At 71.0% G+C, this 23,148-nt stretch carries 27 protein-coding genes and 2 pseudogenes; 13 read left to right on the plus strand and 16 right to left on the minus strand.

Annotated features, from left to right (window positions below; translation table 11 throughout):
• Positions 1-162: 162 nt before the first annotated feature.
• Both ACFVGO_RS03640 and ACFVGO_RS03645 read right to left on the minus strand, forming a co-directional pair.
• Positions 163-396: a DUF6296 family protein gene (locus ACFVGO_RS03640; RefSeq protein ID WP_359904090.1), complete on the minus strand. Its 234-nt coding sequence runs from the start codon at positions 394-396 to the stop codon at positions 163-165.
• An 8-nt stretch (positions 397-404) separates the two neighbouring features.
• Complete coding sequence (locus ACFVGO_RS03645; RefSeq protein ID WP_359904088.1) at positions 405-800, minus strand: hypothetical protein; 396 nt, start codon at positions 798-800, stop codon at positions 405-407.
• A gap of 353 nt (positions 801-1,153) precedes the next feature.
• Between ACFVGO_RS03645 and ACFVGO_RS03650 the strand changes: the two genes are divergently transcribed.
• On the plus strand, positions 1,154-1,525 hold the full coding sequence (locus tag ACFVGO_RS03650) for a low affinity iron permease family protein (RefSeq protein WP_359904085.1): 372 nt from the start codon (positions 1,154-1,156) through the stop codon (positions 1,523-1,525).
• 14 nt (positions 1,526-1,539) lie between these two features.
• Here ACFVGO_RS03650 and ACFVGO_RS03655 read toward each other — a convergent pair whose 3' ends face one another.
• From ACFVGO_RS03655 to ACFVGO_RS03665, 3 genes are all read right to left on the minus strand, one after another.
• Positions 1,540-1,806: a hypothetical protein gene (locus tag ACFVGO_RS03655; RefSeq protein WP_359904082.1), complete on the minus strand. Its 267-nt coding sequence runs from the start codon at positions 1,804-1,806 to the stop codon at positions 1,540-1,542.
• A 288-nt stretch (positions 1,807-2,094) separates the two neighbouring features.
• A complete protein-coding gene (locus tag ACFVGO_RS03660) occupies positions 2,095-2,418 on the minus strand; it encodes a plasmid stabilization protein (protein ID WP_359904079.1) in 324 nt (107 codons plus the stop codon).
• A 63-nt stretch (positions 2,419-2,481) separates the two neighbouring features.
• Positions 2,482-2,826 carry a hypothetical protein gene (locus ACFVGO_RS03665; RefSeq protein ID WP_380630775.1) on the minus strand — a complete coding sequence of 115 codons (345 nt, stop codon included), beginning with the start codon at positions 2,824-2,826 and terminating at the stop codon, positions 2,482-2,484.
• Positions 2,827-2,945: 119 nt separating this feature from the next.
• Between ACFVGO_RS03665 and ACFVGO_RS03670 the strand changes: the two genes are divergently transcribed.
• Together ACFVGO_RS03670 and ACFVGO_RS03675 are read left to right on the plus strand one after the other, a co-directional pair.
• Positions 2,946-3,632 carry an HAD family hydrolase gene (locus ACFVGO_RS03670; RefSeq protein WP_359904076.1) on the plus strand — a complete coding sequence of 229 codons (687 nt, stop codon included), beginning with the start codon at positions 2,946-2,948 and terminating at the stop codon, positions 3,630-3,632.
• 10 nt (positions 3,633-3,642) lie between these two features.
• A complete protein-coding gene (locus ACFVGO_RS03675; RefSeq protein WP_359904073.1) occupies positions 3,643-4,377 on the plus strand; it encodes a class I SAM-dependent methyltransferase in 735 nt (244 codons plus the stop codon).
• A gap of 382 nt (positions 4,378-4,759) precedes the next feature.
• On the opposite strand, the gene ACFVGO_RS03680 is transcribed toward ACFVGO_RS03675, so the two are convergent.
• From ACFVGO_RS03680 to ACFVGO_RS03700, 5 genes are all read right to left on the minus strand, one after another.
• Complete coding sequence (locus ACFVGO_RS03680; RefSeq protein ID WP_359904070.1) at positions 4,760-5,491, minus strand: ribonuclease BN; 732 nt, start codon at positions 5,489-5,491, stop codon at positions 4,760-4,762.
• Between the two features lie 318 nt (positions 5,492-5,809).
• Entirely contained in the window at positions 5,810-6,766 is a 957-nt protein-coding gene (locus ACFVGO_RS03685) for a TIGR03557 family F420-dependent LLM class oxidoreductase (RefSeq protein WP_380630776.1), read from the minus strand.
• Positions 6,767-7,047: 281 nt separating this feature from the next.
• Positions 7,048-9,219 carry a catalase gene (locus ACFVGO_RS03690; RefSeq protein WP_359904064.1) on the minus strand — a complete coding sequence of 724 codons (2,172 nt, stop codon included), beginning with the start codon at positions 9,217-9,219 and terminating at the stop codon, positions 7,048-7,050.
• Between the two features lie 607 nt (positions 9,220-9,826).
• Complete coding sequence (locus tag ACFVGO_RS03695; RefSeq protein WP_359904062.1) at positions 9,827-10,000, minus strand: CsbD family protein; 174 nt, start codon at positions 9,998-10,000, stop codon at positions 9,827-9,829.
• 53 nt (positions 10,001-10,053) lie between these two features.
• A complete protein-coding gene (locus ACFVGO_RS03700) occupies positions 10,054-10,590 on the minus strand; it encodes a hypothetical protein (protein WP_359904059.1) in 537 nt (178 codons plus the stop codon).
• Positions 10,591-10,714: 124 nt separating this feature from the next.
• On the opposite strand from ACFVGO_RS03700, the gene ACFVGO_RS03705 reads away from it, so the two are divergent.
• The gene (locus ACFVGO_RS03705) at positions 10,715-11,446 is read left to right on the plus strand and encodes a TetR/AcrR family transcriptional regulator C-terminal domain-containing protein (RefSeq protein WP_359904056.1); all 732 of its coding nucleotides are present in this window, start codon (positions 10,715-10,717) and stop codon (positions 11,444-11,446) included.
• Positions 11,447-11,550: 104 nt separating this feature from the next.
• Complete coding sequence (locus tag ACFVGO_RS03710) at positions 11,551-11,706, plus strand: DUF6131 family protein (RefSeq protein ID WP_359904053.1); 156 nt, start codon at positions 11,551-11,553, stop codon at positions 11,704-11,706.
• Positions 11,707-12,074: 368 nt separating this feature from the next.
• On the opposite strand, the pseudogene ACFVGO_RS03715 reads toward ACFVGO_RS03710, so the two are convergent.
• A pseudogene (locus ACFVGO_RS03715) lies at positions 12,075-12,212 on the minus strand (pyruvate decarboxylase); the annotation flags it as partial.
• Between the two features lie 248 nt (positions 12,213-12,460).
• On the opposite strand from ACFVGO_RS03715, the pseudogene ACFVGO_RS03720 reads away from it, so the two are divergent.
• The 3 genes and pseudogenes from ACFVGO_RS03720 to ACFVGO_RS03730 form a co-directional block, all read left to right on the plus strand.
• A pseudogene (locus tag ACFVGO_RS03720) lies at positions 12,461-12,661 on the plus strand (SRPBCC family protein); the annotation flags it as partial.
• Positions 12,662-12,955, plus strand: a complete 294-nt coding sequence (locus ACFVGO_RS03725; protein WP_380630797.1) for a hypothetical protein — start codon at positions 12,662-12,664, stop codon at positions 12,953-12,955.
• Positions 12,937-14,568: an NAD(P)/FAD-dependent oxidoreductase gene (locus ACFVGO_RS03730; protein WP_359904048.1), complete on the plus strand. Its 1,632-nt coding sequence runs from the start codon at positions 12,937-12,939 to the stop codon at positions 14,566-14,568. Before ACFVGO_RS03725 ends, ACFVGO_RS03730 begins: the two co-directional genes overlap by 19 nt.
• A gap of 322 nt (positions 14,569-14,890) precedes the next feature.
• On the opposite strand, the gene ACFVGO_RS03735 is transcribed toward ACFVGO_RS03730, so the two are convergent.
• The 3 genes from ACFVGO_RS03735 to ACFVGO_RS03745 form a co-directional block, all read right to left on the minus strand.
• Positions 14,891-15,433, minus strand: coding sequence for a DUF6328 family protein (locus ACFVGO_RS03735; RefSeq protein ID WP_359904045.1), 543 nt, complete (start codon positions 15,431-15,433; stop codon positions 14,891-14,893).
• 293 nt (positions 15,434-15,726) lie between these two features.
• Entirely contained in the window at positions 15,727-16,071 is a 345-nt protein-coding gene (locus tag ACFVGO_RS03740; protein WP_359904042.1) for a hypothetical protein, read from the minus strand.
• Between the two features lie 448 nt (positions 16,072-16,519).
• Positions 16,520-16,774 carry a hypothetical protein gene (locus ACFVGO_RS03745; protein ID WP_359904039.1) on the minus strand — a complete coding sequence of 85 codons (255 nt, stop codon included), beginning with the start codon at positions 16,772-16,774 and terminating at the stop codon, positions 16,520-16,522.
• A 479-nt stretch (positions 16,775-17,253) separates the two neighbouring features.
• Between ACFVGO_RS03745 and ACFVGO_RS03750 the strand changes: the two genes are divergently transcribed.
• Positions 17,254-17,676: an SsgA family sporulation/cell division regulator gene (locus tag ACFVGO_RS03750; protein ID WP_359904036.1), complete on the plus strand. Its 423-nt coding sequence runs from the start codon at positions 17,254-17,256 to the stop codon at positions 17,674-17,676.
• A 403-nt stretch (positions 17,677-18,079) separates the two neighbouring features.
• Here ACFVGO_RS03750 and ACFVGO_RS03755 read toward each other — a convergent pair whose 3' ends face one another.
• Positions 18,080-18,505 (minus strand): STAS domain-containing protein, encoded by a 426-nt coding sequence (locus ACFVGO_RS03755; RefSeq protein ID WP_380550663.1) that lies wholly within the window; start codon positions 18,503-18,505, stop codon positions 18,080-18,082.
• A 255-nt stretch (positions 18,506-18,760) separates the two neighbouring features.
• The gene (locus ACFVGO_RS03760) at positions 18,761-19,123 is read right to left on the minus strand and encodes a helix-turn-helix domain-containing protein (protein ID WP_359904030.1); all 363 of its coding nucleotides are present in this window, start codon (positions 19,121-19,123) and stop codon (positions 18,761-18,763) included.
• Between the two features lie 109 nt (positions 19,124-19,232).
• Between ACFVGO_RS03760 and ACFVGO_RS03765 the strand changes: the two genes are divergently transcribed.
• From ACFVGO_RS03765 to ACFVGO_RS03780, 4 genes are all read left to right on the plus strand, one after another.
• Positions 19,233-19,427 carry a hypothetical protein gene (locus tag ACFVGO_RS03765; protein ID WP_359904027.1) on the plus strand — a complete coding sequence of 65 codons (195 nt, stop codon included), beginning with the start codon at positions 19,233-19,235 and terminating at the stop codon, positions 19,425-19,427.
• A gap of 256 nt (positions 19,428-19,683) precedes the next feature.
• Positions 19,684-20,571 (plus strand): Rieske (2Fe-2S) protein, encoded by an 888-nt coding sequence (locus tag ACFVGO_RS03770; protein WP_359904024.1) that lies wholly within the window; start codon positions 19,684-19,686, stop codon positions 20,569-20,571.
• A gap of 108 nt (positions 20,572-20,679) precedes the next feature.
• Positions 20,680-21,690, plus strand: a complete 1,011-nt coding sequence (locus ACFVGO_RS03775) for a YihY/virulence factor BrkB family protein (RefSeq protein ID WP_380351566.1) — start codon at positions 20,680-20,682, stop codon at positions 21,688-21,690.
• Positions 21,691-22,446: 756 nt separating this feature from the next.
• Positions 22,447-23,031 (plus strand): DUF5655 domain-containing protein, encoded by a 585-nt coding sequence (locus tag ACFVGO_RS03780; protein WP_359904018.1) that lies wholly within the window; start codon positions 22,447-22,449, stop codon positions 23,029-23,031.
• Positions 23,032-23,148 lie beyond the last annotated feature (117 nt).

Below are 23,148 nucleotides of genomic sequence, written 5' to 3' on the forward strand. Positions count from 1 at the left end.
CTCCCTGAATTCGCTCCGGCGCTTCGTGGTCGAGCCTCGGGACGCGGTCCCCTGGTGACGTGCCTTACGAGAGACAGCTCAACGCACCGCAGGCGCTCGAAACGAGGATGATCGCGCGGGTACGGCTGCTGTCCCGGCCGAGGACGGGTGGGAATGCTGCGGTCAGAGCAGCGGGGTGGCGTGCAGGCAGGTGTGCCGGCCGGGCCCTGTGGCGGCGTCCAAGGGCCTGGCCGTACCGGCTTGGATCTCCACCCTGAAGGTTCCGGTGTCGTCGGCGTAGATCGGGATGCCGTCGGACGTCCTGTCGCCGGTGGCGTGGACAACGACGATCTCGGGCGGGCGTTGCGCGCCTGGTGGGCCCGGCATGGTGATCGCGTAGCGCTCGGAGGTGTCCATGGCGGACCTCATGGTGCAGGTGGGGCACCGGCGTCGGCGAGGGCGGCGCGGACGGTGTCGCGGACGGTGAAGCCCTGTCGGTGCCGGTGACCTCCAGCAGGCGCCTGGTCCGAGCGAACGGGACGGCCGAGACCAGGGCGGTCGCGGCAGCGCAGGCGTCCGAAGCGCGCTTGGAGCAGGGCGTCGAGACGAGTGGAGTCGCGCAGAAGGAGGTGGGACAGGTCGATCTCACGGGGCGGGCCGTCCTTGACCGCGCGGACGAGGGTGTCCTCCAGCCGACCGCGCCGGTCATGGTCGTCCTTGCCGCCCCGGCGGATGGTGCCGGCTGTCCCGGGCAGGTCTGCGACCGTGATCCGCAGGGCCGGGCCGGCAGACGTCCTCGGCGGACAGTGGTGGGCGGACATGATCGGCCTCCTCGCGCGAGGGAAGCTGTCCGCTTATGATCCTGCCCCACCGATGGGCTCGAAATCCACCGGCCTGGGCCGCCGGAGTCGCCCGCTCGACCGGCCTCGGCGACACCCTTGAGGATCACCGCGCCAGTCGGGGGCAACCCACCAACCCGCATGCTCGTTGCCCAGAGGCCTCGCCGACCCGGCTGCCCGCAGGCAACGCCGTGGGCGACGGTGACGGGCTGATGGCGATCATCGCCTGCGGAGGGCACCGTGTGGCGTGTTGCCGCGCCCGCGGCCCGCCGGGGACGGTGTCGGTAGACAGTGGAGGCGGCTGTCTTTGCGTACCGGACGGAGAGGGCGTCGGCATGACGTTTCAGCATCCTGCTCGTAAGCATGGGAACGGTCGGCGCGGGCGGTTCGAGGAGTTCGCGGAGCTGGCGTCGAACTTCACCAGCTCGCCGCTGTTCGCGCTGGTGTGCCTGTGCCTGGTGGGCGCGGTCGTCGCGGTACATGTGGCCGGGCTGCCGATCGAGTGGCAGCTTCTGGTGGGCGATGCGATGGGCGCGGTGACGCTCTTGCTGCTGGCGATGCTGAAGAACTCCGAGCGACGGGCCGAGCATGCCATCCAGCGCAAGCTGGATGCGATCGTCCGGGCGATGCTGGAGCAGCATGAAGGTAAGCGCGGTCAGGCTTACGAGGATCTGAAGGCAGCCATCGGCATGGAGGAGCGGCTGTAGGGGCCAGGGAGGATTCAGGTCTGGGCGGCGATCGCGACGCACAGCACCGTGACGCCGAGGGCGAGCCGGGCGAGGTAGTCGCCGAGATGTCCAGAACGCAGGCGGCGCAGCGCCCGTACAGCTCGGGCAGCCGCGTGCCGGTCGGCAGCGGGCCGGCGGAGGGCTGTGGTGGCCAGGATGTCGCAGCCGGTCCGGGGCAGTCTGCGACCGGCGACGGCGAGCAGTGCCGCCCCGAGCAGGGGAATGGCCACCGCGAACGGCAGCAGGGCTGCTTCGGTCACGGTCAGCCCTTGCCCGGCCGTGTCATGGGCTCCGGGTCAGTCGGGAGGCTCCGGCGGGCGGGGGTGCCCGGGCTCCGGCGAAGCAGGCTCCGTGGGCTCGCCCGGGCCGGGCGGGGCCGGCGGTTCAGGGGGCGGTTCGGGCGAGCCGGGAGGCGCGGGCGGATCCGGCGGCACTGGTGGCTCCACCGGCTCCGGCGGGCTGGGCGGCTGCGGCGGGGGCGACGGCAGTGGAACCGGGGCGACATCGGGCTCGGACGACACAGGAGCGGCACCCACGGTCACCAGCTCCTATCGGCCCAGGGCATGTTCGAGTTCCTTCTTGTTCATCTTCGAGCGCCCGTGGATGTTGCGCTGCCTGGCCTCGTTGTAGAGCTGCTCCTTCGTCGGCCCCTGGGCGCCACTGTGCGAACGCAGCCCACCGCGACGGGAGGAGGACATGTCCTTCACCGAGCTGCGGCTGGCGGTCTTCGACTCCCCGTGCCGGGCACGCTCCTTGTTCACGGTGCGCGCGGCGATCTCCTCGGCGCGCTTCTCGCTCTCACCACGCTCCAGCGCACTGTCTTTGATGTGCTCGTACTGCCGCTCCCGCTTGGGACTCGATCCGCGAGGCATGATCACACACTCCTGTCCGATGACTGCGGGGTGCGTGTTCCCCGCATCCGTGAGAGGAACCCGCTACCAACACCGGGCAAACCGGCTTGCACCCGTCCAGCCGCGCGCCCGGTCGTCGAACCGGCCGTGCGCCCCGAAGTCCCGCCGGGCATCCACCAGCTCGAACAGGTTGTCCGGGTCCGTGGCGCGGCGTCGGCGGTCCTCCTGCTGGGAGTCGAAGCCCGTGCGGGCCAGGTAGCGGTCCAGCAGCCCGGGCACGGCGGCGTTCGCCACCAGGGTCGCCACCGTGCTGCCGCCGACCCAGTACTCCCGCCGCCCGGGATGGTCGGCGGCGAACAGCACGGCGGTCGCGCGGCCGATGCCGCCGCTGGCCCCGGTGATGACGATGGTCCGGCAGGCAGTTTCCACCCTGCCTCGGGTTTCCCGGAAACAGCGGGGCAAACGGCCTGGCGCCGCGTGCGTGGCCGGTCGTCGGGCCGTAGCGTCGACAGGGTGGACATGCCGGGGCGTGAGTGAGGGAGGCTTCGATGCCGGCCGCAGCGCTGTTCGATGTCGACGGTACATTGCTCGACACCAGCTACTGGCACTCCGTTGCCTGGACCGAGGCGCTCACCCAGTTCGGCCACACCCCGGCGATGGCCCGCATCCATGGGGCAATCGGCATGGGCGGTGACCAGCTCTTCGACCACGTGCTGGGCGAGGGCCGTGACCACCGCCAGGACGAGGCGATCACCGCGGCGCACCAGGCGCTCTTCGCCCGGTTCTGGTCGCGCCTGCGGGTGTTCGACGGCGCCGGCGGTCTGCTGCGGGAACTGAAACGGCGCAGCTGGACGATCGCCCTCGCCTCCTCCGCCTCGGGACGTGACCTGGAGACCATGCGCAGGGTGCTGGCCGCCGACGACGCGATCGATCACGCCACCAGCGCCGACGACGTCGAAGCCGGCAAGCCCGCCCCCGACCTCGTCCGCGCTGCTGTGGCCACGTCCGGTGCCAGACCGGGCGAGGCACTGTTCGTCGGCGACACCCCGTGGGACGTCCAGGCCGCCGCCAGGGCCCAGGTCACCTGCGTGGCGGTGCTCTCCGGCGGCTTCGGCGAGCGGGCCCTGGGCTCGGCCGGAGCCCTCAAGGTCCACACCGATGTCGGCGAACTCCTCGCCTGTCTCGATTCCAGCGCCCTCGCGGACCCGTCGCACTTCCAGCCCGTACGCGGCTGAACGCACAGCCGTGGACGACTCCCCCGACAGCGGGTACGCGGTCTCCGCAGAGTTCTACGATCTCCTGCAGGCCGAGACCGACCGCCGTCTGGCCGAGCGGCGCTTTGCCGCGGCCGCCAGCCGGGCCCGCCACGCGGTCCTTGATGTCGGTGCCGGCACCGGCACCGTCACCGAGGTCCTGCTGCGCGCCTCCCGTGTGCCCGTCCACGCCGTCGAACCGGCCCCGGCCATGCGCACCGCCCTGCTGTCGCGCCTGGCCCACCTCGGGGCGGACCAGCGCGCTCGCGTCACCGTGCACCCCGAGCCCCTCGAGGCGGCGGGCCTGACGGCCGTGGCGGACTTGGCCGTCGCCTCCAACATGATCGCCTGCCTGGATCCCCCGACCAGGCGGGCCACCTGGAAGGCGATCTCGGCAGCCCTCCTGCCCGGCGGCCTGCTCCTGTTCGATCCGCCGCCCGCCGGCCTGCCGAGAGGGTGCGAGGCAGCGGGACGGCTCGGTCCGGTGCGGGTCGGCCCCGACCAGTACAGCGCCGAAGTCATCCGTCGGCCCCACCGCGGCATCCTGCGCGTGGTCTTCACCTACCGCGTCGAACGAGAGCAGGAGCTCCTGCGCGAGACCCGGGAGGCGTTCGACATGTGGCCTGCCCCGCCCGAGCGGCTCACCGAGGAACTCGAAGCCGCAGGACTGCACGTTGTGCAAGCCCCCGGATCCGACCTCATGGCGGCTCGCCGCCCCGCTCTCTAGATCCGACCCCGCCCGCCTGCGGGCATCACGTTCCGGGGTGCCACTGATGCTGGACGGCCCACAGCACGAGCGTTTGACCGGAACCCGGATGGACCCACAATCCCGGCTACGCACGGATTCACGGCGGCGCTGGCCGGCTGGATCTCCACCGCCGGAAGAACCGAGCCGGCCTGCCCTCGCGCGCATGCCGTCGGAGCCGGCCTCATCCGCTCAGCCAACCCCTGGCGCCGGACCTCCCGCGGCCCCGGCGACCAGCGCCGCGGGCATCGCGCCGCAGTCTCGATCCCGTGCCGCACCGGATCAGTCGTCTGCTTCGCCCGGCAATGTCCCGCTATCCTCGTCAGCCGGTTACTCACCGGATGCCGACATGCAGCGACCGCCGTTAATCCCCCTCACCATCGTCATCGGCGGCTGACTGGTCGCCGCCGACCAGGGCCCACCCCACAAGACTTCCGCCGTACACGGTGAAGCCCACCCCGATCAGCCAGGACTGGACCACCAGGACTGCGCCGACCGTGCCGTAGGAGACCGCGTTGGAGACCAGCAACGGGGCGAAGACCAGCCGTGAGAACAACCGAAGACCGGCCAGGGCGACCATCGTGGCCACCGCACCGGGCACAAGCCCCCGCTGCGGGGCACGGGCCCCGAGCAAAAAGCGCGGAAGCCACCAGAACAGCAGCAGGCCACCCAGCACCGTGGCGAGGATCCGCAAGGTCGGTTGGACGGCGGTGTGGTGCCACGGCACACCGCTCCACGCCGCGAGGACGAGATAGCCGGTCAGCCCGGCCAGCGCGACGACTTGGCGCCACACGCGGTGCCACGGTCCTCCCGGCAGGCCCCAGATCCGCTCATAGGCGCCCTGCATCGCACTCGTCAGCGAGATACCGAAGACAGCCAGCGCGGCGAGGCTGAACCCGGTGGTCGTGCTGAGGACCTGCCCGCGTGAACTGAACAGCATCTCGACGGCCTGGCCGCCACGTGGCGACAACCCCAGGCCGTCGGTGATCCACTGGGCGATCCCGTTGCCGCGGGCCGGGGAAGCCGCCGCGATGACCATGAGCAGCGGCACCAAGGTCACGAAGAACAGTGCAGCGAAGGCCAGCGAACGCTGCATCAGCTCGATGTCCGACCCGCGCCCCCACGCGCGCCCCCACACAGAGCACAACCGGTGCCAGGCAGCTCGCACAGGAGCGGGACCGGCACTCGCACGACGCCTCACAGGGCACGCCTTCGCACGCCGTTCAGCTGCCAGAACTTGCGGCATCCCGGCAGCGCCGAATGCCCCGGATCCGTGAAGTGCCGTGCCGCCACCTTTGCCTCCCGGAGGTATCTGAACCCGAAGGTGCCAACCGCCGGGACCGGGCCCTGTAGCGGGGCCTCGCCCCTGTGCGTACTCGGTTCTACGTGGCCAGAGGAGTTGGACAGCCCCGGGTCAGCAGTTCAGGGCGGGCAGGACCAGCTCACGGTAGGCGTCGAAGAAGACCTCCTGGTCGGGGCCGACCTGCCCGACGTAGACCTCGTCGAACCCGGCGCGCGCATATGCGCGCACTGTCTCCACGTGCTGCTCCACATCGTCGCCGCAGGCGACCGCGTCGGCGATCATGTCGCGCGTGACGAGCTGACTTGCCTGTTCGAAGTGCGCCGGGCTGGGCAGGAGTTGGGCGAGCTCGCCGGGCAGCAGCTCGGTCGGCCACAGCCGGTGCACCACGTCCACGGCCGCTTCCCGGTTGCTGCTCCAGCACACCTTCACACCGCCCACCACCTTCTTGCCCTGGCCCCCGGCCTCGCGGAACGAACCCACGAGGTCGGCGTCCGGGGTCATGGTGACGAACCCGTCCCCGATCCGGCCGGCCAGTTCGGCGGCCTTCGGCCCGAAGGCGGAAACGTACACCGGCAGCGGCTGGTCGGGGGCAGTGTAGAGGCGGGCGTTGTCGACGGTGTAGTGCCGGCCGCGGTGGCTGACCGGTTCACCGGTGAACAACTTGCGCATCACCTCGACGGCCTCCTCCAGCATCTCGGCCCGCACCTCGAACGACGGCCACGCATCGCCGTGAACGTGCTCGTTCAACGCCTCCCCCGTCCCGACGCCAAGAGCGAAGCGCCCATCCAGCAGAACGCTGGATGTGGCGGCGGCCTGCGCGGTCACCGCCGGATGCAGCCGCACCATCGGACAGGTCACCAGCGTGGTGACCGGCAGCGAGACGGCCTGCGACAACGCCCCGATCACCGACCACACGAACGCGCTGTTGCCCTGTGCGTCGTCCCACGGATGGAAGTGATCGGAGACCGCCAACCGGGTGAACCCGGCCTGCTGCGCGCGGCGGCCCTGGTCGATCAGCTCCGCGGGGGTGAGCTCCTCACACGACAGGAAGTAGCCGTACTCGGTCAATCGGGATCTGCTCCTTCGTGAACGTCCTCCCCGCTTCGGGTTGCGGCCACTCGGGCACTGCCGCCACCACGCTAGGCCGAAGGTCCTTCGAGTACTCCCTGACAGCGCCGCAAGGCCGACGGAATCGACCGCGAACGGGTTAAGCCGGCGAACGGGCAGCGCTCACCGGCCTCGCCCTGACGAGTGCGGACGGCCAGTTGGCCCCCGTAGGTCCGGGCCTGCCCGCGCAGCGGGACCGGAACTCCTCCTGGGCAGGTCACGCGGGCGATTCGGGCTCGGGTTCAGCGCTGCGGGAACCGGTGCTGTTCGATCAGGTGGACGAAGTCCTCCCAGAACGAGGCGCCGGGCTGCCGGCCCGGGCCGCACAGGGCAACCCCGGCGAGGTGCTCCGCCTCGCGGTCCCCTGCGGCGCGCACGAGCGCCGTGCCGGCGCCGAGCGCGGCCACCGGTTTGCCGTGCCGCAGTGCCTCGTTGACGAACCGGACGGCGTCCGGATCCACGACGAGCGCGTCCTCTGCGCCGTCCGGGACGACCACGGCGTCGTACAGCACCGAGGCGGTGGTCGCCAACGCCCGCTCGACCTCCACGTCTTGGCCGTCGCTGCCGGCCACGCTCCCGCCGTACCGGGCCAGGGTCTCCACCGTGGCGCCCTCGGCCTGCAGGGCGGTGCGCGCGGCCCGCACCTGGACGGCGTCCACGCCCTGCGCCACCAGGACGGCGACCTTGCGGGTACGGATGCCGTGGCCGCGCAGGTTCTCCAGGCTCAGCGCGGGCGAGACCCGCTCCCCTGCTGCTCCGGCCTCGCGGTTGCCGGTGGACCGGTCCGGTGCGGGCTCGGGCGCGGGCTCGGGTTCGCCGATGCGGCGGGCGACCTCCACAGCCAGTTCCTGGTCCACGCGGATCAGGTTGGCGACCATCCGGCGCCGCACGGCCTGGTCCCCGACCTTGCCGAGCTCGAAGGAGAACGCGGCGATGATGTGCCTCTGCTCCCAGTCGGCCATGCTGCGCCAGAACAGCGCGGCCTGGCCGTAGTGGTCGGCGAAGCTCGGACTGCGCCGGCGGATCGCCTGCCCGTCGACACGCTCCTGGTAGTGCTCGAACACCCCCTCGGCAAGGCGCCCGCCGCCCAGGGTGGCCGGGCATCCGCCGCCGACCGAGTTCGGCGCGTAACTCGTCCCGGAGTGGATCACCTGCTGGCCGTAGCCGTCGCGCTGGTTGGTGCGCACCTCGGCGAGCGGGCGGTTGACCGGCAGCTGGGAGAAGTTGGGACCGCCCAGGCGGATCAACTGAGTGTCCAGGTAGGAGAAGTTGCGACCCTGCAGCAGCGGGTCGTTGGTGAAGTCGATGCCGGGAACGATGTTGGCGGTGTGGAAGGCGACCTGCTCGGTCTCGGCGAAGAAGTTCTCCGGGTTGCGGTCGAGGACCATCCGGCCGACCGGCCGCACCGGCACGAGTTCCTCCGGCACCAGCTTCGTCGGGTCCAGCAGATCGAACGGGAACGAGAACTCGTCCTCCTCCGGGATCAGCTGGACGCCGAGTTCCCACTCCGGGAACTCGCCGGCCTCGATCGCCTCCCACAGGTCGCGGCGGTGGAAGTCGGGGTCGCGTCCGGCAGTGATCTGGGCCTCGTCCCAGACCTGGCATGCGACGCCGAGTTTCGGCTTCCAGTGGAACTTGACGAAGGTGGCGCGCCCCTCGGCGGTCACGAGGCGGAAGGTGTGCACGCCGAAGCCCTGCATCATCCGGAAGCTGCGTGGGATCGCCCGATCAGACATCGCCCACATCAGCATGTGGGTGGACTCGGGCTGCAGCGAACAGAAGTCCCAGAACGTGTCATGTGCGGTGCCGCCGGTGGGGATCTCGTTGTGCGGCTCCATCTTCACCGCGTGCACGAAGTCGGGGAACTTGATCGCGTCCTGGATGAAGAACACCGGCATGTTGTTGCCGACCAGGTCGTAATTGCCTTGCCTGGTGTAGAACTTGGTGGCGAAGCCGCGGACGTCGCGCACCGTGTCGGCGGAGCCGCGCGGGCCCTGGACGGTCGAGAAGCGAACGAACACCGGGGTCCGGCGCCCGGCCTCCTGGAGGAAGTCGGCGCAGGTGAACTCGGCCAGCGACTCGTAGGGTTCGAAGAAGCCGTACGCGCCGGCACCGCGAGCATGCACCACCCGCTCGGGAATGCGCTCGTGGTCGAAGCGGGTGAGCTTCTCCCGCAGGTGGAAGTCCTCCAGCAACGTCGGGCCACGGTCGCCGACGGTCAGGGAGTTGTCCGTGTCGTCGACCCGCACTCCCTGGTCGGTGGTAAGCGCACCGTCCGGCTCCGGGGCCCGGAAGGCGTCCAGCGCGATGTCCTTGGCATCACGCTCCCCCCGCGAAGGACGGCCCGGATCGGGAGCCTCGGTGACAAGAGGCGCATGGGGGCGTCCTTCAGGCGGTCCGGGATTGATGGTCATCTCAACGCTCTCCGTCCTGGGACCTGTACGAGGCAGCTCGCGGCCGCCCGCGCTGCGGGTCGCGGCTGCCCGCCAGCGGCTCAAAGCCGGCACGCCCAGCTGGGAGCCTAGGGGTGTCGGAGCGGCTCCGCAGCCCGAGGCCGCACCCGGGCACGTCGAGCCTTCGAGCGTCGGTCCGACCGAGGGCCGACCGGGCCCGGCGAACACCGCAGCCCTGCGGGCCCGTACCGCATCGGGGGCTGTGCGCCGGGTTGCCCACGCGACTGTGGACCAACCGGGGGATGTACCCGGAGGCGGCCGTCGAGAGCGGGCGCGTCCCGGTCAGTCCTTCACTACCTGGTAGATGCCGTGGATGACGCCGGGTACGTGGCCGCACAGCTGAAGGAGGAGCGCCCAGAGACCTTGATGCTCGGGCCGTCCTTGATGAGCACCGCGAGCCACGGCAGGACCAGGCACAGCAGTACGAGCAGGACCGTCACCATGATCGTTCCTCGATTCACGACAGCGGACTCAACTCCGTTGATGAGTTGAGTCCGCTGTCGGAGCCCCCTGGATTCCGTATCGCGCCGCGGTGGGGCGGGCGGGACGGGATCGTCGCGGTCCGGCCTCAGTGCTTGAACGCGTCCTTGACCTTGGCGCCGGCCTGCTTGAGGTTGCCCTTGATCTGGTCGCCGCGGCCTTCTGCCTCGAGGGCGCGGTCGCCGGTGGCGCGTCCGACGTTCTTCTTCACGCCGCCCTTGACCGCTTCGGCCTTGTGGGCGGCCTTCTTGCCGATGCCCATGACTAGCTGCCTTTCGTGATGTCCGTCGGTGCCTCTCGCGGGGCGTAGGGGGCCTACCGGTGCCCGAGGCCGCGCCCGAGGAGGTGCGGTCTGTGGTGCCCTTTGCCGGACGCGGGTTCGCCTTCGCCCTGCGACATCGGATTGAGGCGAAGACCCGCTGTGTGCTCGCTGGTCGGCTCCTGCCTACGGACGAGGTCGTCCCGCTGCTGGGCGATCGTGTCGCGCTCCGCGACAAGGCCGTCGCGGTCCTGGACGGCCGATGCCGCCTGCGCGCGGGCGGCGTCGCGCTGCTCGACCACCTCGTCGCGTCGCCTGCTCACAGCCGCCGTTTCCCGGCGGGAGCGGTGCAGTGCGTGGCGTGCGGTGGCGCCGCGGCGCGCGCCGGCCAGCAGGAGGCAGAGGCCCAGCACTCCCACGGCCCCGACGACGATGCCGTAGAGGAACAACGTGCCGGTCGAGCCGTTCATGTGCTCTCCGAACACCGTGAACGCGTTGGTGAGCGTGTGTCCGCTGCCGGCATTGCCGACGACTCCGGCCACGGCGACAACGGCCGCGGCGACCAGGAGTATGAGTCCGAGAACGATGATCATGACGTACTCCCCAACGGATCTACGTCGTATGACTACAGTCAACTCCCGGACTAGACTGGTGTCCACACCGTAGGTCTACGAACTTGGTCACCGGTACTCACGCGCAGCGAGAGAAGGTGCCGATGTGGTCCCTCCTCCGGTCGCCCCGGCGGTCCGGGACGGCGATCCGCCTCTGAAGGACAGGCTCAGCCGGGAACGGATGCTGGCTTGCGCGCTGGAGATCATCGACCGCGAGGGCATCGAGAAACTGTCCATGCGTCGTCTGGCACGTGCGCTCGGCCACGACCCGATGAGTCTGTACCGCCACGCGGCGAACAAGGCGACTCTGCTCGACGGCGTCACCGATATGGTCCTCGGCCAGCTCACGCTGGAGGACCCCACCGATCCCGACTGGGCCGCCCAACTTCGTACCGTAGCCCGCCGCTACCGTCGGCTCGCCCTGGCCCACCCCAACGTCGTGCCGCTCATGGTCACCCGCCCGCTGGCCACCCCGCTTGCTCTGCGGCCTCGCAGCACCCTGCGCCTGCTGGAGGCCATCCTCGCCATGCTCACCCGCTCCGGCTTCAGCGGCGCCGACGCGCTTCACGTCTACCGCGCACTGTTCGGGCTGCTGCACGGCCACGTCCTCAACGAGCTGCAGGAACTCGTTGACAACCCCGACGAGACGGACGACCTGCTGCGCCTGGGCCTGTACCGGCTGCCTATAGCCGAGTTTCCTCTCCTGCGCGGTCTCGCCGGCCCTCTCGCCTCCTACGACGGAGCCGCCGAGCTGGAAAGCGGCCTCGACATCCTCCTCGCCGGCCTGGCGACCACACCTCAGGTGCGCCGAACCCGGGAATCACGCCATCGCGGCTGATACGGCATCCCCAAACCGGGCACCCGCGAAGCAAGGTGCAGCATTTCCTCCGCATCGGCGAAGGACCGCATCGGAAAAAGGGGGGCGAAGAAACGGAGCCCATTGTGATCATCCTCGGAGTCATCCTCCTCGTCATCGGATTCGTCACCGGAATCGGCATCCTGTGGACCATCGGCATCGTCTTGGCCCTCATCGGCCTCATCCTGTGGATCATGGGCGCAGTCGGCCACGAGGTCGGCGGCCGCCGCCACTACTGGTAGACCCCAGCGGACCAGCCATTGTCCCTGTGAGGGCAGCCCGGTCCTGCTGGGCGTCGATTCGCTGGCGGCATCGTCGCGCCGCTGCAGCATCCGGGTGCGGAGGATCACAGCGGGCTCAGTGACCGGGTGCGAGCGTGGCGGCGGCTTCGAGCATCAACCCGTGGACGAACGCCCGAGGCAGGTTGCCGCACAGCTGGCGCTGGGCGACATCGAACTCCTCGCGTAGAGGCCGGGCGGACCGCACGTGGCACGGTTGCGTTCGAACCCGCGCACCGCTTCCACGTCGTTGTGCTGCTGGTGCTCGGCCAGGGCCATGACGAATCCGCACAGCAGGAAGGCGCCCTCAGCATCCTGCTGGACCACCGATCTCGGTCGCTGTCGCCCCTGAGCACCGACAGGGCAGCGGCCTTGATCTGGTCCCAGGTGGCGTGCGGCGGGATCGGTGGCACCGCCGGGTCGGCGCGGAAGTCGATGACGAACGGCCGGTCCGCGGCCAGTGCCTGGCGCCGCGTTGTCCTCCACCGTCTTGCGCCACGTGCCGTCCGTCTTGCGCTCCAGGCATGCCGGGCGCAGCACAGTCGCTGCCCTGGACGAGCGCCCGGCGGCGACCGGTCGAGGTTCCGGTGGAACGGGTGGCGGTGCCCGGCGGCGGAAAACGGGTGGGTACGCGTGTCGCATTCAGGGGCATTCGTCGGGTATGCGCCTGTCGAGGGGCGGGTGATCCGTAGAGGACCGGACAGAAGGAGCGAAGTCAATGGCTGTGAGACACGTCCTGATCGAGCGGGCTCCGCAGGCGGTGTGGAGCGTGTTGGGCGATCCGGCCGCGTACGGCCGCTGGGTACCAGGCACGGAGCGGACCCGCCCGGGTGGGGGCCGGTGGCCCGCGGTCGGGTCGAGCCTGCGCTACACAGTCGGCGTCGGCCCGTGCCACTTCGAAGGCCGCACCGTTGTACGTGTGTGCGACAGCGGGCACCGGCTGGAACTGGAGGCTTTCGCCGGGCGGCTCGGCACCGTCCGGATCGCCATCGAGCTGATCGCATGGGGCGACGCCACCCTGGTGATCGTCGACGAGCACCCGCTGCGGGGCCTGAGCGGAAGCCTCCACTCGGCAGCCACGGACCTGGTGCTGGATCTGCGCCACCGCCGGATGCTCGCCTGCCTCGCCCGCACGGTCGAGGAGGCGCGCCGGGCGGCCGACCTGGAAGCGTCCGCGTCGGGGGGAGGTCCGTCATGGCCGACGCCGTCGTGATCGGGGCCGGGCCGAACGGCCTGGTCGCCGCGAACGTGCTGGCCGACGCCGGCTGGAAAGTGGAGGTGCTGGAGGCCCAGGACCGGGCCGGCGGCGCTGTCCGCAGCGACCGCGGCGTCCACCCCGACTACGTCAGCGACCTGTTCAGCTCGTTCTACCCGCTGGCCGCCGCCTCGCCGGTGATCGCGGCCCTGCGCCTGGAGGAGCACGGCCTCGCCTGGAGCCACGCACCGATCGTTCTCGCCCATCCCCTGCCCGACGGGCGCTGCGCCCAGTTGCAGCGTGGACCGGAGGCGAACATCGACGGCTTCGAACGGAACTTCGGCCGGCCGGACGCGCTCGCCTGGCGACGGCTGTCACAGCTGTGGCAGGACCTGGACCCGTGCCTGGTAGGAGCGATGTTCGCGCCGTTCCCGCCGGTACGCGCCGGGCTCACGCTCGCGGCGCGTCTTCGGGCACCGGGCCTGCTGCGGCTGGCCCGCTTCGCTGCGCTCCCGGTACGACGGCTGGCCGACGAGGAGTTCGACCGGGAGGGGCTGGGTCTGCTGCTGGCCGGCTGCGCGCTGCACGCCGACCTGCTGCCCGAATCGCCGGGCAGTGCCGCCTTCGGCTGGCTCATGGCCATGCTCGGCGAGCAGTACGGCTGGCCGGTACCGGTCGGCGGCGCCCGCGCCCTCAGCGACGCCCTGGTGCGGCGCCTGGAATCGCGCGGCGGCACGATCCACTGCGACACCCCGGTCAGCGAGGTCGTCGTCCGCGCCGGGCGCGCGCTGGGCATCCGCACCGCCCAGGGCGAGTACGTCCGCGCGCGCAGAGCCGTGCTCGCCGATGTGCCCGCCCCGCACCTGTACGGCCGCCTGGTCCAGGGAGGTCATCTGCCCTCCGGATTCCGCGACGCCGTGCGCCGCTTCCAGTGGGACTTCTCGACCGTCAAGGTCGACTGGGCCCTCGACGCGCCGATCCCCTGGATCGCCGAGTCCGCACACCAGGCCGGCACCGTCCACCTCGGGGCGACCTGGACGGAACTGAGCGACTACGCACTCCAGGTCAGCACCGGCCGTCTGCCGGCCCGCCCCTTCGGGCTGCTCGGCCAGATGACCACCGCCGACCCGTCCCGCTCGCCCGCGGGCACCGAATCGGCCTGGATGTACACCCACGTCCCCCAGCGCATCGTCGACGACCTCGGGCCCGACGGCATCTCCGGGTGCTGGGACGGCAAGGAAAGCGAAGCCATCGCCCACCGCATGGAGGCACAGGTCGAACGCTTCGCCCCCGGCTTCGCCGACCGGATCCAGGCCCGACGCGTGCTCACCCCGCCGGCGCTGGAACAGCTGGACCAGAACCTGGTCGGCGGGGCGATCAACGGCGGTACCGCAGCCCTCCACCAGCAGGCGCTGCTGCGCCCGGTACCCGGCACCGGGCGGCCCGAGACCCCCATCCAGCGGCTCTACCTCGCTTCCGCCTCGGCCCACCCGGGCGGTGGCGTGCACGGTGCCTGCGGCGCGAACGCCGCCCGCGCCGCGCTGCGCGCCCAGGGAGCCGTGACCGGTCGGCTGCTGCGGCCCGCGCTGGCCGGCGCCCAGCGGGCCCTGGCCGACCCGGGTGGGAGGTGAGACGGTGGCCGCCGGGCGGACGGGAGGCCGAGACGGGACCCGCGGCCCGGGTGGGCCGACCACAGCCGAGTCCGACGCACACGCGACCACGTGTCGGGGAAGGCCAGACACTTCAGCGAGCAGTCACCGACGAGCCGCCTGGCCCAGCCTCTGCGAGGGCCCTCTCCTACGTGTTCCTCGTCCCGCCTGAGATGTCGTACATCACCGACGAGATCTCCAACGTCACCGGTTCCCCTCTGCCCCAGCCATCCGGTCTCCCGGGGTGGCCCCCGGCAGTAGGGGGAAGCCGACCGGAGAGCTGCGGGCCGGGACAGCAGGGCTGTCATCGCGGGGGTCGGCCACCGCCGCCGGGGTCGCCGTGCTCGGACACGGCCGCCCGGCGGGCGGCCGTGCGACGAAGCACGACCTGGGGCAGGACGAGCCAGCTGGTAGCAAACCAGAGCAGACAGGCGGCGCTGAGGCCCCAGGCGGCGGCCGAGCTGCCGGTTGCGGTGCGCAGCAGGAGCAGCAGCGCGGCGGCGATGGTCAGGGCGAGGGTGGTGAGTCCGATGGCGATGAGGCGACTGGCGACGTGGATGAGTTCGGGTTTCATGCCGTGGCCGGTGAGGAAGCGGTGGAAGGCCACGGGCGCGATCAGGGCGCCGGTGGCGACGGCGCCGAGGACGACGGTGGCGACGTAGAGGTTCCTGTCGAAGTCGGACAGGGCGGCGAAGCGCGGGGTGAAGGCCACGCCGATGAGGAATCCGAAGAGGATCTGCGCGCCGGTCTGGCACACACGGACTTCCTGGAGCATCTCGTTCCAGAGCCGGTCGGCCCGCTGCTGGGGCGTCTCGTCGCGGCCCGGCGCGCCGTCGTACCTCGTCAACGATTCCTCCTTCCGCCTACGGGCGGTACTTGTAGCGGTTGGCCCGGACCCGTACGCCCAACAGTTCCTCGCCATGGGGCGGGCGATGGAGACGGGTGAAGCCGGCAGCGACCCGGAACAGGATCCAGAGGGGAAGCACCTGATGGTGCATTCCACGCCGCCGGATGTGGCGTTCACCGGCACCTCGGCACAGGAGGGCCGGCTTCCCCACCGGAGCGGGTGATCAGGCTGGGCATCAGGCGGCTCCTGCGGCGGGGTGGCCAGGACGGGCACTGGTTACTGAGGGCCGCAAGTCAGGGGCGGTCCTCGTGGTGGCCGCACAGCCACGCCAGCGCCCGGTAGACGCCCAGGGCGTAGGCGGCGTCCGTGCGTTCTTCCAGGGCATCGCGCAGGCGGACCGCGGCAGCCTGGCATTCGGCCAGCAGCTGTGCCCGGCACGGCCCGATGCTCCCGAGCGCGGCGGCAGCGGTGACCGGTGCCGCAATCTGGGCTCCGGAGGCCCACCGGTAGGCCTCCAGGACCCCGTGGTCGAACCCGCCCCAAGGCTGGGGGCGCCGATGGACGGTCTCGATCGCGTCGAACACCTCGTCCAGCGGGCGCACTCCCACGGCCGGGATCGTCGTCTCATCACTGGTCATGCCCGCAACCTACGACGACTCGCGGCCACCCGCCGCCGGGCTCGACAGCCGGACAGTGGACCGGCAAGGTTCCGGGCTATCGGATGCGGCGCAACCGGGTGAGCCACCCTGCCAGGCAGTGACCCAGAGGCCTAGCCCTGCACCGCCTCAGCAGTCCTGCGCCAAGCCCGTCGACAGGCCGCACTCAGGGGCCTCGCCGGTGTCGGCACGGTCCCGTCCAGCGAACGCAGACCGGCGACGGCCCGGCTCGCCACCGACCTGTTCCAACGGCCACGCCCACCCTGGTGAAGGCGGGCGACATCGAATTCGCATGCCTCCTCCTCCACCACCGCTGGCTGAACTGTGTCACCTCCCCCGCCTCGAACGCTCCGCAGGCCCCACTCTGAACGGCTCTTTCGCGCTGCGGCGGCACGCCGGAGCACAACCGCGCGCTGCCCCCAGCGATCGCTCAGTCGTTTTCCGCAGGCACCGCGATCCGGCGTACCTGCCCGGCCTCCAGCTCGACGACGACGGCCAGCACCGGATGCAACCAGCGCACCACCGACCGCGCGCCCGGATGCGGCTGCCGAAGCCGCCTGGCGACCAGCACCCCGAACTCCGCCCGCACCAGCTCGGAGATCTCCCCGGTCACCAGCCGCCGACCGTCGGTGAGCACCACCAGCAGCCGCTTCCACTCGCCTGGTTCGCCGACAGCCCCGATCACCCAGCCCCTCACCGGGCCCCGCCCGGACGCCGCTCCAGCGCGGACGGCACAAGCATCAGCAAACTCCCTCCCTACACAAGACGCAATCATCCGAGCATGCCACCACACATCAGCGGAGACGATCCACGCAGCGGCTCTGCCCCGTCGTTTCCCACAGGCCCGTGATCAGAAGCTGTCCGCCGGAGGATCTGCCCTCCGGGAGTGCATCCACTCAACAGGCCGGCAGTCCGAGATGGCGGTGTGCTCGTGGCACAACCCGCAGGCGAAGAACCAGCGCTGCAGAGGGCTTCGGCGCGCAAGTCCCCGTCCCGGCCGATCGGGCGTCGCTATGTGGCGGAGACAGGCAACGCGCCGCGAAAGCAAGGGAGTTGTGCAGATATCTGGCCTGCCGACTGGCGGGTGGACGCTGGGGTAGGCGCGTTGGCACGCGTCGGCCCACCGGAGGCCGACGCACAAAGCCGTCGCAGGAGGGTGATCCGATGCAGAAGTCCGCTGTCCGCCCGATGCCCGTCACGTTCCCCGACAGCCCGCTGCCCGACGTCCCGGTCGACGTGGAGCTCCGCTTCGACACGGCCCTCCCATATGCGGCATGCCTGGTGTTCCCGCTGACCCCGTGCGACTGCACCGGCTCCAACGCCGAGGTGTGCTGGTACTTCAGCCGGGATCTGCTGAACGAGGGGCGCCACGTCCCCACCGGCACCGGGGACGTCAAGATCGGCCCCGGATCGGCCGGCGAAGTCCTCATCACCCTGCAGGGCCCCGACGGCCGGGCGGTGCTCAGCGCCCCTGAGGACGCCGTGGCCGCCTTTCTCACAGACTCATTCACCCTGGTGCCCGCCGGATCGGAAGCCGACCACCTTGATATCGACTCCGCCCTCGCCCGGCTGCGCGCAGCCGACTGATCGCACCCCACCGAGGTCGTCTCCGTCCTGCGCCGCGTCGCCACCACCACCGTCCACCGCAGCGCATGAGACGACGCGCCCGCCAGCCACGGCACACCGAGGAACCGTGAGCACCCCCGGTCTCGACACCCTGCCGTTCTACTGCCCCGTCCCGGCCGCCATCCATCCGGAGGCCGACGCCGTCGAGCGGCGGGCCCAAGCCTGCGTCGATCGGACAGGGCTGTGCCCGACCGCGGGCTCCCGTACCCGGACCACCGCCACCAACATCGCCGAGTTCTACGCCCGCTTCGCCCCCGCCGCAGACCCCGATCGCTTGTGGGTCGCGACCTGCTGGGTCTACTGGGAATCCGCCTTCGACGACGCGCGCTGCGACGAGGGTCCGCTGGCCACGGATCCGGCAGGTTTAGCCTCGGTGGCCGGGACCGTCCAGCGAGCCCTGGAGCTGCCCGGCCCTCTGCGGACCGACGACCCCTACGTAGCGCGAAGCGGTAAGCATGACTGCCGCTAAGCCGGTCTGCCGGTCGGCGGCGTCGCCGCCGGCCAGTGCGGAGCGGACACTGTCGTGGAGGGTGAAGAGCCGGTCGGTCTCGGTGAGCGTCAGGACCCGTATGGTTTGCGGTCTCGCGGCGGCCAGCACCATCTCGATCCCGGCGGCAATCGCGTTCAGACGGGCGGCGAGCAGGGCGTTGACGCACGCCGAGTAGCAGAAGGCGAGGCCGGCGAGGTCGACCACCAGGAGCGGCGGGCGGGCGGTGATCGCCTCGGCCAGGGCGTCGTCCAGGGTGCGGCGGGTTTCCTGATCGACGTCGCCCTGGACCTGGACGATCACGGCCGTGCCGGGGAGCGTCGTGTCGACGACTCTCAGCGGCCGTGCGCCGGTCCGCGCGGCGTGGGGGCAGTCGTCGTGACGGAGGGGATCGGGCGGGCTGTTCACGGAACCCACCGCCTTCACGCGGGGACGGGCGCGGTCCGACCGCCGGGTCGGCGTCCCGCCGGGTTCTCGGCGCGCTCGAGGAGCCCGCTTCGCGGGATCCCCCGGCGGGAGCACGGCAAGGTGGGGGGCTGCGGGCGGCGGGTTCGGGAATCAGGGGCGTTCCTGGTCATGGTGATCACCGGGGCGAGTGCTTGGGGCGGGGCCGGAACCGGGCTGGAGATCCGCGAACAAGTCCAGAAACCCGGCGATCTCGTGCCCGGCCTCGGCGGGGTGACGGAAGAACGTGTCGTGCACGACGTGGTAGTGGTTGCGGCGCCCGTGGCGGGTGCGGGTCAGATAACCGGCGCTCTCCAGATCAGTGACGATCGCCTGCACCGCCCGCTCCGTCACACCGCACATCACCGCGAGATCCCGCAGGCGTACCTCCGTGTTGCGCGAGATCATCAACAGGACACGGGCATGCTGCGTCAGGAACGTCCAGCTCGTGCGCGGCTCCCGCTCGTCGCTCGACACACCACAAGTATGAACCCGGATTCCGGATTCGTCATACCCGATTCGTGATACTTGATTCCCGGCCCGTCCGACGCCCCCGCAGGCCGCCACCTTCGGAGGAGCCGACCAGTTGTTGCTGCAGGCAGGTGTCCCCGAGAAACAGCACGACAGCGTGGTACTCCGGTACTGCCTCGACCTGGACGACCAGAAGGCCGCCGACTTCCTCGGCACCCCCGTGTCCACCCTGCGCTCCAACCTACGCCACGACCGCCGCCGCCTCGCCTGCGCCATCGGAAGGCAGCTGTGGAGACCTGCGGGTCGATAAGCCTGGTGACGCCCAGATATCCCAGTCCAGCAGGGGCGAGCGCGTAGGCGACCGCGAGCAGGCCCCAAACGCTGACAGTCCACGATCGGGTCACCGGACGTAAGCCGGACGGGGCCACATCGCTGTGGCGAGGATTCACGGGGTCCAGGTCTTTGTTGTGGCCAGTGACTTACGGGATTTTTGCCCAAATACCGGATCGGCTCAACAGACACCCCGGGCGAGGTTTGGCCTCCCGGCGTCCGGCAAGCCGCCCGGCATGGACGTTTCAGCTCTGCACGACCGCCGGTGGTCCCGTCGACTGCGCCGCACGCTCGACGCACCGGCGCACTGGGAGGTCCTCGACCTCCCGTCCGGGAAGCTCGCCGACGCGGTGGAAGCTCTCCCCCTCGGGCCGTACCGCGACGCCCTACGCGGCGTGTGGCTCGGCCACCCGCTCCACCCGGGCCTGGTTCAGCTGCCCATCGGCTGCTGGACATCGGCAGGCCTGCTGGACTTCACTCCGGGCGCCCAGCGGTCGGCCGACGCACTCGTCGCCACCGGACTGCTGACGGCCGTGCCGACCGCGCTGTCCGGCTGGGTGGACTGGGCCCGGCTCGACCCGCCGCGCCGCCGCACGGGCCTGGTCCACGCTCTTGCCAACACGACCGGCGTGCTGCTGTACGCCGGCTCGCTGCTGGCCCGCTGCCGGGGCCGACGCGCCCGCGGCCGACTGCTCGGCCTGACGGGGCTCGCCGCCATCTCGGGCGGCGGCGTCCTCGGCGGCCACCTGGCCTACGGACAGGCCGCCGGCCCCAACCGGGCCGCCGCCGCGCCCCGACTCGCGCCCGCCGACTGGGTCGGACTCGGCCCGGTCGACGACTTCCCACCGGGCGAACCCGTCCGCAGGATGGCCGGCGACCTGCCCGTGGTCGTCGTCCGCGAGGGCGAGCGCTGCCACGTGCTCGCGGAGCGCTGCGCCCACCTGTCCGGCCCGCTCGCCGACGGCACAGTGGCCGACGGCTGCCTGCGCTGCCCGTGGCACGGCAGCGAGTTCCGCCTGCGTGACGGCGAGGTCGCGAGCGGCCCGGCCACCTCGCCGCAGCCAGTGTTCGAGACCCGATTGCTCTCCGGGTACCTGGAGGCACGACTGCCCGGCGCCGGCTGACCAGCCGTCCACGTCCACACGGTGTACGGATCGGCCCAACGGGCAAACGCACCCGCGCGGGCCCGATCCGTGGCGGATCCGCGCGCCCGCCACGCGGAGGAGGACGACATGAACCCGGTCGAACGCGCACTGCGCTCGGTGGACGGCTACCAGCAGCGCCACCGGCCCACCGCCATGGTCCTCGGCGTGATCAAGAAGTACGGCGACGACCGCGGCGGACTACTCGCCGCGCTCATCACCTACTACGGCTTCCTCGCCCTGATCCCGCTGCTCCTCCTGCTCAGCACCGTCCTCGGATTCGTCCTGCACGGCAGCCCCGGCGCACAGCAGTCCGTCCTCAACTCCGCCCTGGCCGACTTCCCGATCATCGGCGACCAACTCCGCCAGAACGTCCACTCCCTCCAGGGAAGTGGGTTCGCCCTGGCCGTCGGCATGCTGTTCATGCTCTACGGAGCACTCGGCATCGCGCAGGTGCTCCAGCACGCCATGGCCGAGATCTGGAACGTCCCCGGCGTGCGCCGGCCGGGCTACTGGCCGCGCCTGGTCCGCAGCCTCCTGCTCCTACTCGTGCTCGGCTCCGGCCTGGTACTCGGCACCGGGGCCGCATCGGTCGTCGCTGCCTCCCTCGGCGGGCCCGCCGCCCGCATCGGCGGTCTGATCGTCTCCGCGCTCCTGAACGCCGCCCTGTGCCTGGCCTGCTTCCGCGTGCTCACCCCCCGGACGATCCCCACGCGCGCGCTATGGCCGGGCTGCGCGGTCGCGGGCCCGCTGTTCACCGTCCTCCAGGCCTTCGGCTCCCTGCTCGTCGTGCACGAGCTGCGCCACGCCGGGCAGGTCTACGGCTTCTTCGCCACCGTGATCGGCCTGCTCTCCTGGCTCTTCCTCGCTGCGGAGATCACCGTGTACGCCGCCGAGACCAACGTCGTCCTCGCCCGCCGCCTGTGGCCGCGCAGCCTGCTCCAGCCGCCGCTCACCGACGCCGACGAACAGGTGCTGAGCGCAATCGCCCACCAAGAGGAACGCCGCCCCGAACAGCAAGTCGACGTCGCCTTCAGCGACGACGACCCACGACCGGACGCCAACGACGACGGGACCGCGGGTCGACCCCCCGGGGGATGACGACCCTCGCCGCCCTGCCGGATGCGAGGATCCGGGGATCCGGGGATCCGGGGATCCGGGGATCCGGGGATCCGGGGATCACACTGTCAGAACCGTGCTGGCCGACGATTGACCTCATACCAGGAAAAGCCGGGGACGATCCGTACACAAGATCGAGCCCGTCGTCACGCGGAGCCGGGGCAGCGGCCAAGGGGGCAGTGCGCTGGCGCTCGCGGCCTGACCGCCAGCCGACCCGCTCGCCTCACACGTGGTGGGTACCGGTGACGGTGTCAGCGGCGGGGGTGTGGCATGTGCTGCAGGGGTGCCAACGTGGCCGGTCAGGGGTGGACCGGTGTGGAGCGAGGATCATTCCGGCGGTGTCCAGGCCGCACATGGTGAGGGAGCCGCAGGCGCTCGAGGGCTCGGCGGCCCCCTGTGCGCGCGGCGCACCGGCTGCTCGGGGTCCGAGGGCGTGTGGTCGGTTTGGAGGACCCGGACGTTGCTCGGCGTGTCCGGTTCCAGTACGACGACAATGTCCACCTCCCCACGGTGGCTGCTGCTCCCGGTACCGCACGCGCGCGGTGGCATTCGGACCAGCTGGCGCAACAGTTGCCTCGGACACGCTGGGATTCGACGAGAACGGCGTACCGGTAATCATCGAGTTCAAGCGCGGCCGGGACTCCGGGGTGATCACGCAGGCAACGTCCTACCTCGTCTGGCTTCTGGCGCATCGGGCACGAGTTCGAGGCGCTGGTACGCAGACGCCTGGGTGCCGAGGTGGTGGAGACGATCGACTGGCGGCGGCCTCGGGCGATCTGTGTCGCAGCCGAGTTCTCGCGTCACATCCGGGCCGGGGCTTCGCTTCACCAGCGGAGGCATCGCTTGAACCTGGTGCGCTACCGGGTTCTCGGACCGGCCCTGCTGACGTTGCAGCTGGTCGAGACGGTCCCGGGCTTCATCGATTCCCCGTCTCCGGTACCGGCCGAGCCGGTCGGTGAGGTGCATGCCGAGCCGGAGGCGGTCGCGGTGCCAGTGGAGGCGTCGCAGGTGGAGGTGCCTGGACGAATGCAGGAACTGTACGACGAGCTGGATGAGGTGCTGGCGGCGGCTGGTGAGCTGGAGGTGGTGGTGCTGAAGCACTACATCGCCTACCGGCGGATCCTGAACGTGGCCTCGGTCGTGTTCCGGCCGGGGCACGGGGCCCTGCTGGTGTACCTGCGGTTGGAGCCGGACTCGGTGGAGCCGGAGGAGGCCTTCACCCGGGACGTGCGCGGCGTCGGGCACCTGGAGGTGCGGATCGCTTCGTCGGCGGACGTGGAGAAGGCGATGCCGTTGATCCGGCGGGCGGTCGAGGAGTCCTGACGGACGGAGAAGGGGGGGTGGGGGTTTGTGGTCCCGCCCCCCCCTCTCTTCCTCTGGCCCTCTACCCAAGACGCCCCCCCTCCCAACCCCCGCCCCGTAAAGGGGAAAGCCTCCCCG

The sequence above is a fragment of the Kitasatospora sp. NPDC057738 genome, assembly GCF_042798815.1.
GTDB lineage: Bacteria > Actinomycetota > Actinomycetes > Streptomycetales > Streptomycetaceae > Kitasatospora > Kitasatospora lactacystinica.

Excerpts from the sequence above, each read along its gene's own strand:
- ACFVGO_RS03670 (WP_359904076.1), top strand. The coding sequence starts at position 2,946 with ATGCCGGCCGCAGCGCTGTTCGATGTCGACGGTACATTGCTCGACACC.
- ACFVGO_RS03640 (WP_359904090.1), bottom strand. The coding sequence starts at position 396 with ATGGACACCTCCGAGCGCTACGCGATCACCATGCCGGGCCCACCAGGC.
- ACFVGO_RS03645 (WP_359904088.1), bottom strand. The coding sequence starts at position 800 with ATGTCCGCCCACCACTGTCCGCCGAGGACGTCTGCCGGCCCGGCCCTG.
- ACFVGO_RS03740 (WP_359904042.1), bottom strand. The coding sequence starts at position 16,071 with ATGACCAGTGATGAGACGACGATCCCGGCCGTGGGAGTGCGCCCGCTG.
- ACFVGO_RS03700 (WP_359904059.1), bottom strand. The coding sequence starts at position 10,590 with ATGATCATCGTTCTCGGACTCATACTCCTGGTCGCCGCGGCCGTTGTC.
- ACFVGO_RS03750 (WP_359904036.1), top strand. The coding sequence starts at position 17,254 with ATGCAGAAGTCCGCTGTCCGCCCGATGCCCGTCACGTTCCCCGACAGC.
- ACFVGO_RS03690 (WP_359904064.1), bottom strand. The coding sequence starts at position 9,219 with ATGACCATCAATCCCGGACCGCCTGAAGGACGCCCCCATGCGCCTCTT.
- ACFVGO_RS03770 (WP_359904024.1), top strand. The coding sequence starts at position 19,684 with ATGGACGTTTCAGCTCTGCACGACCGCCGGTGGTCCCGTCGACTGCGC.
- ACFVGO_RS03730 (WP_359904048.1), top strand. The coding sequence starts at position 12,937 with ATGGCCGACGCCGTCGTGATCGGGGCCGGGCCGAACGGCCTGGTCGCC.
- ACFVGO_RS03650 (WP_359904085.1), top strand. The coding sequence starts at position 1,154 with ATGACGTTTCAGCATCCTGCTCGTAAGCATGGGAACGGTCGGCGCGGG.
- ACFVGO_RS03680 (WP_359904070.1), bottom strand. The coding sequence starts at position 5,491 with ATGCAGCGTTCGCTGGCCTTCGCTGCACTGTTCTTCGTGACCTTGGTG.
- ACFVGO_RS03775 (WP_380351566.1), top strand. The coding sequence starts at position 20,680 with ATGAACCCGGTCGAACGCGCACTGCGCTCGGTGGACGGCTACCAGCAG.
- ACFVGO_RS03660 (WP_359904079.1), bottom strand. The coding sequence starts at position 2,418 with ATGCCTCGCGGATCGAGTCCCAAGCGGGAGCGGCAGTACGAGCACATC.
- ACFVGO_RS03695 (WP_359904062.1), bottom strand. The coding sequence starts at position 10,000 with ATGGGCATCGGCAAGAAGGCCGCCCACAAGGCCGAAGCGGTCAAGGGC.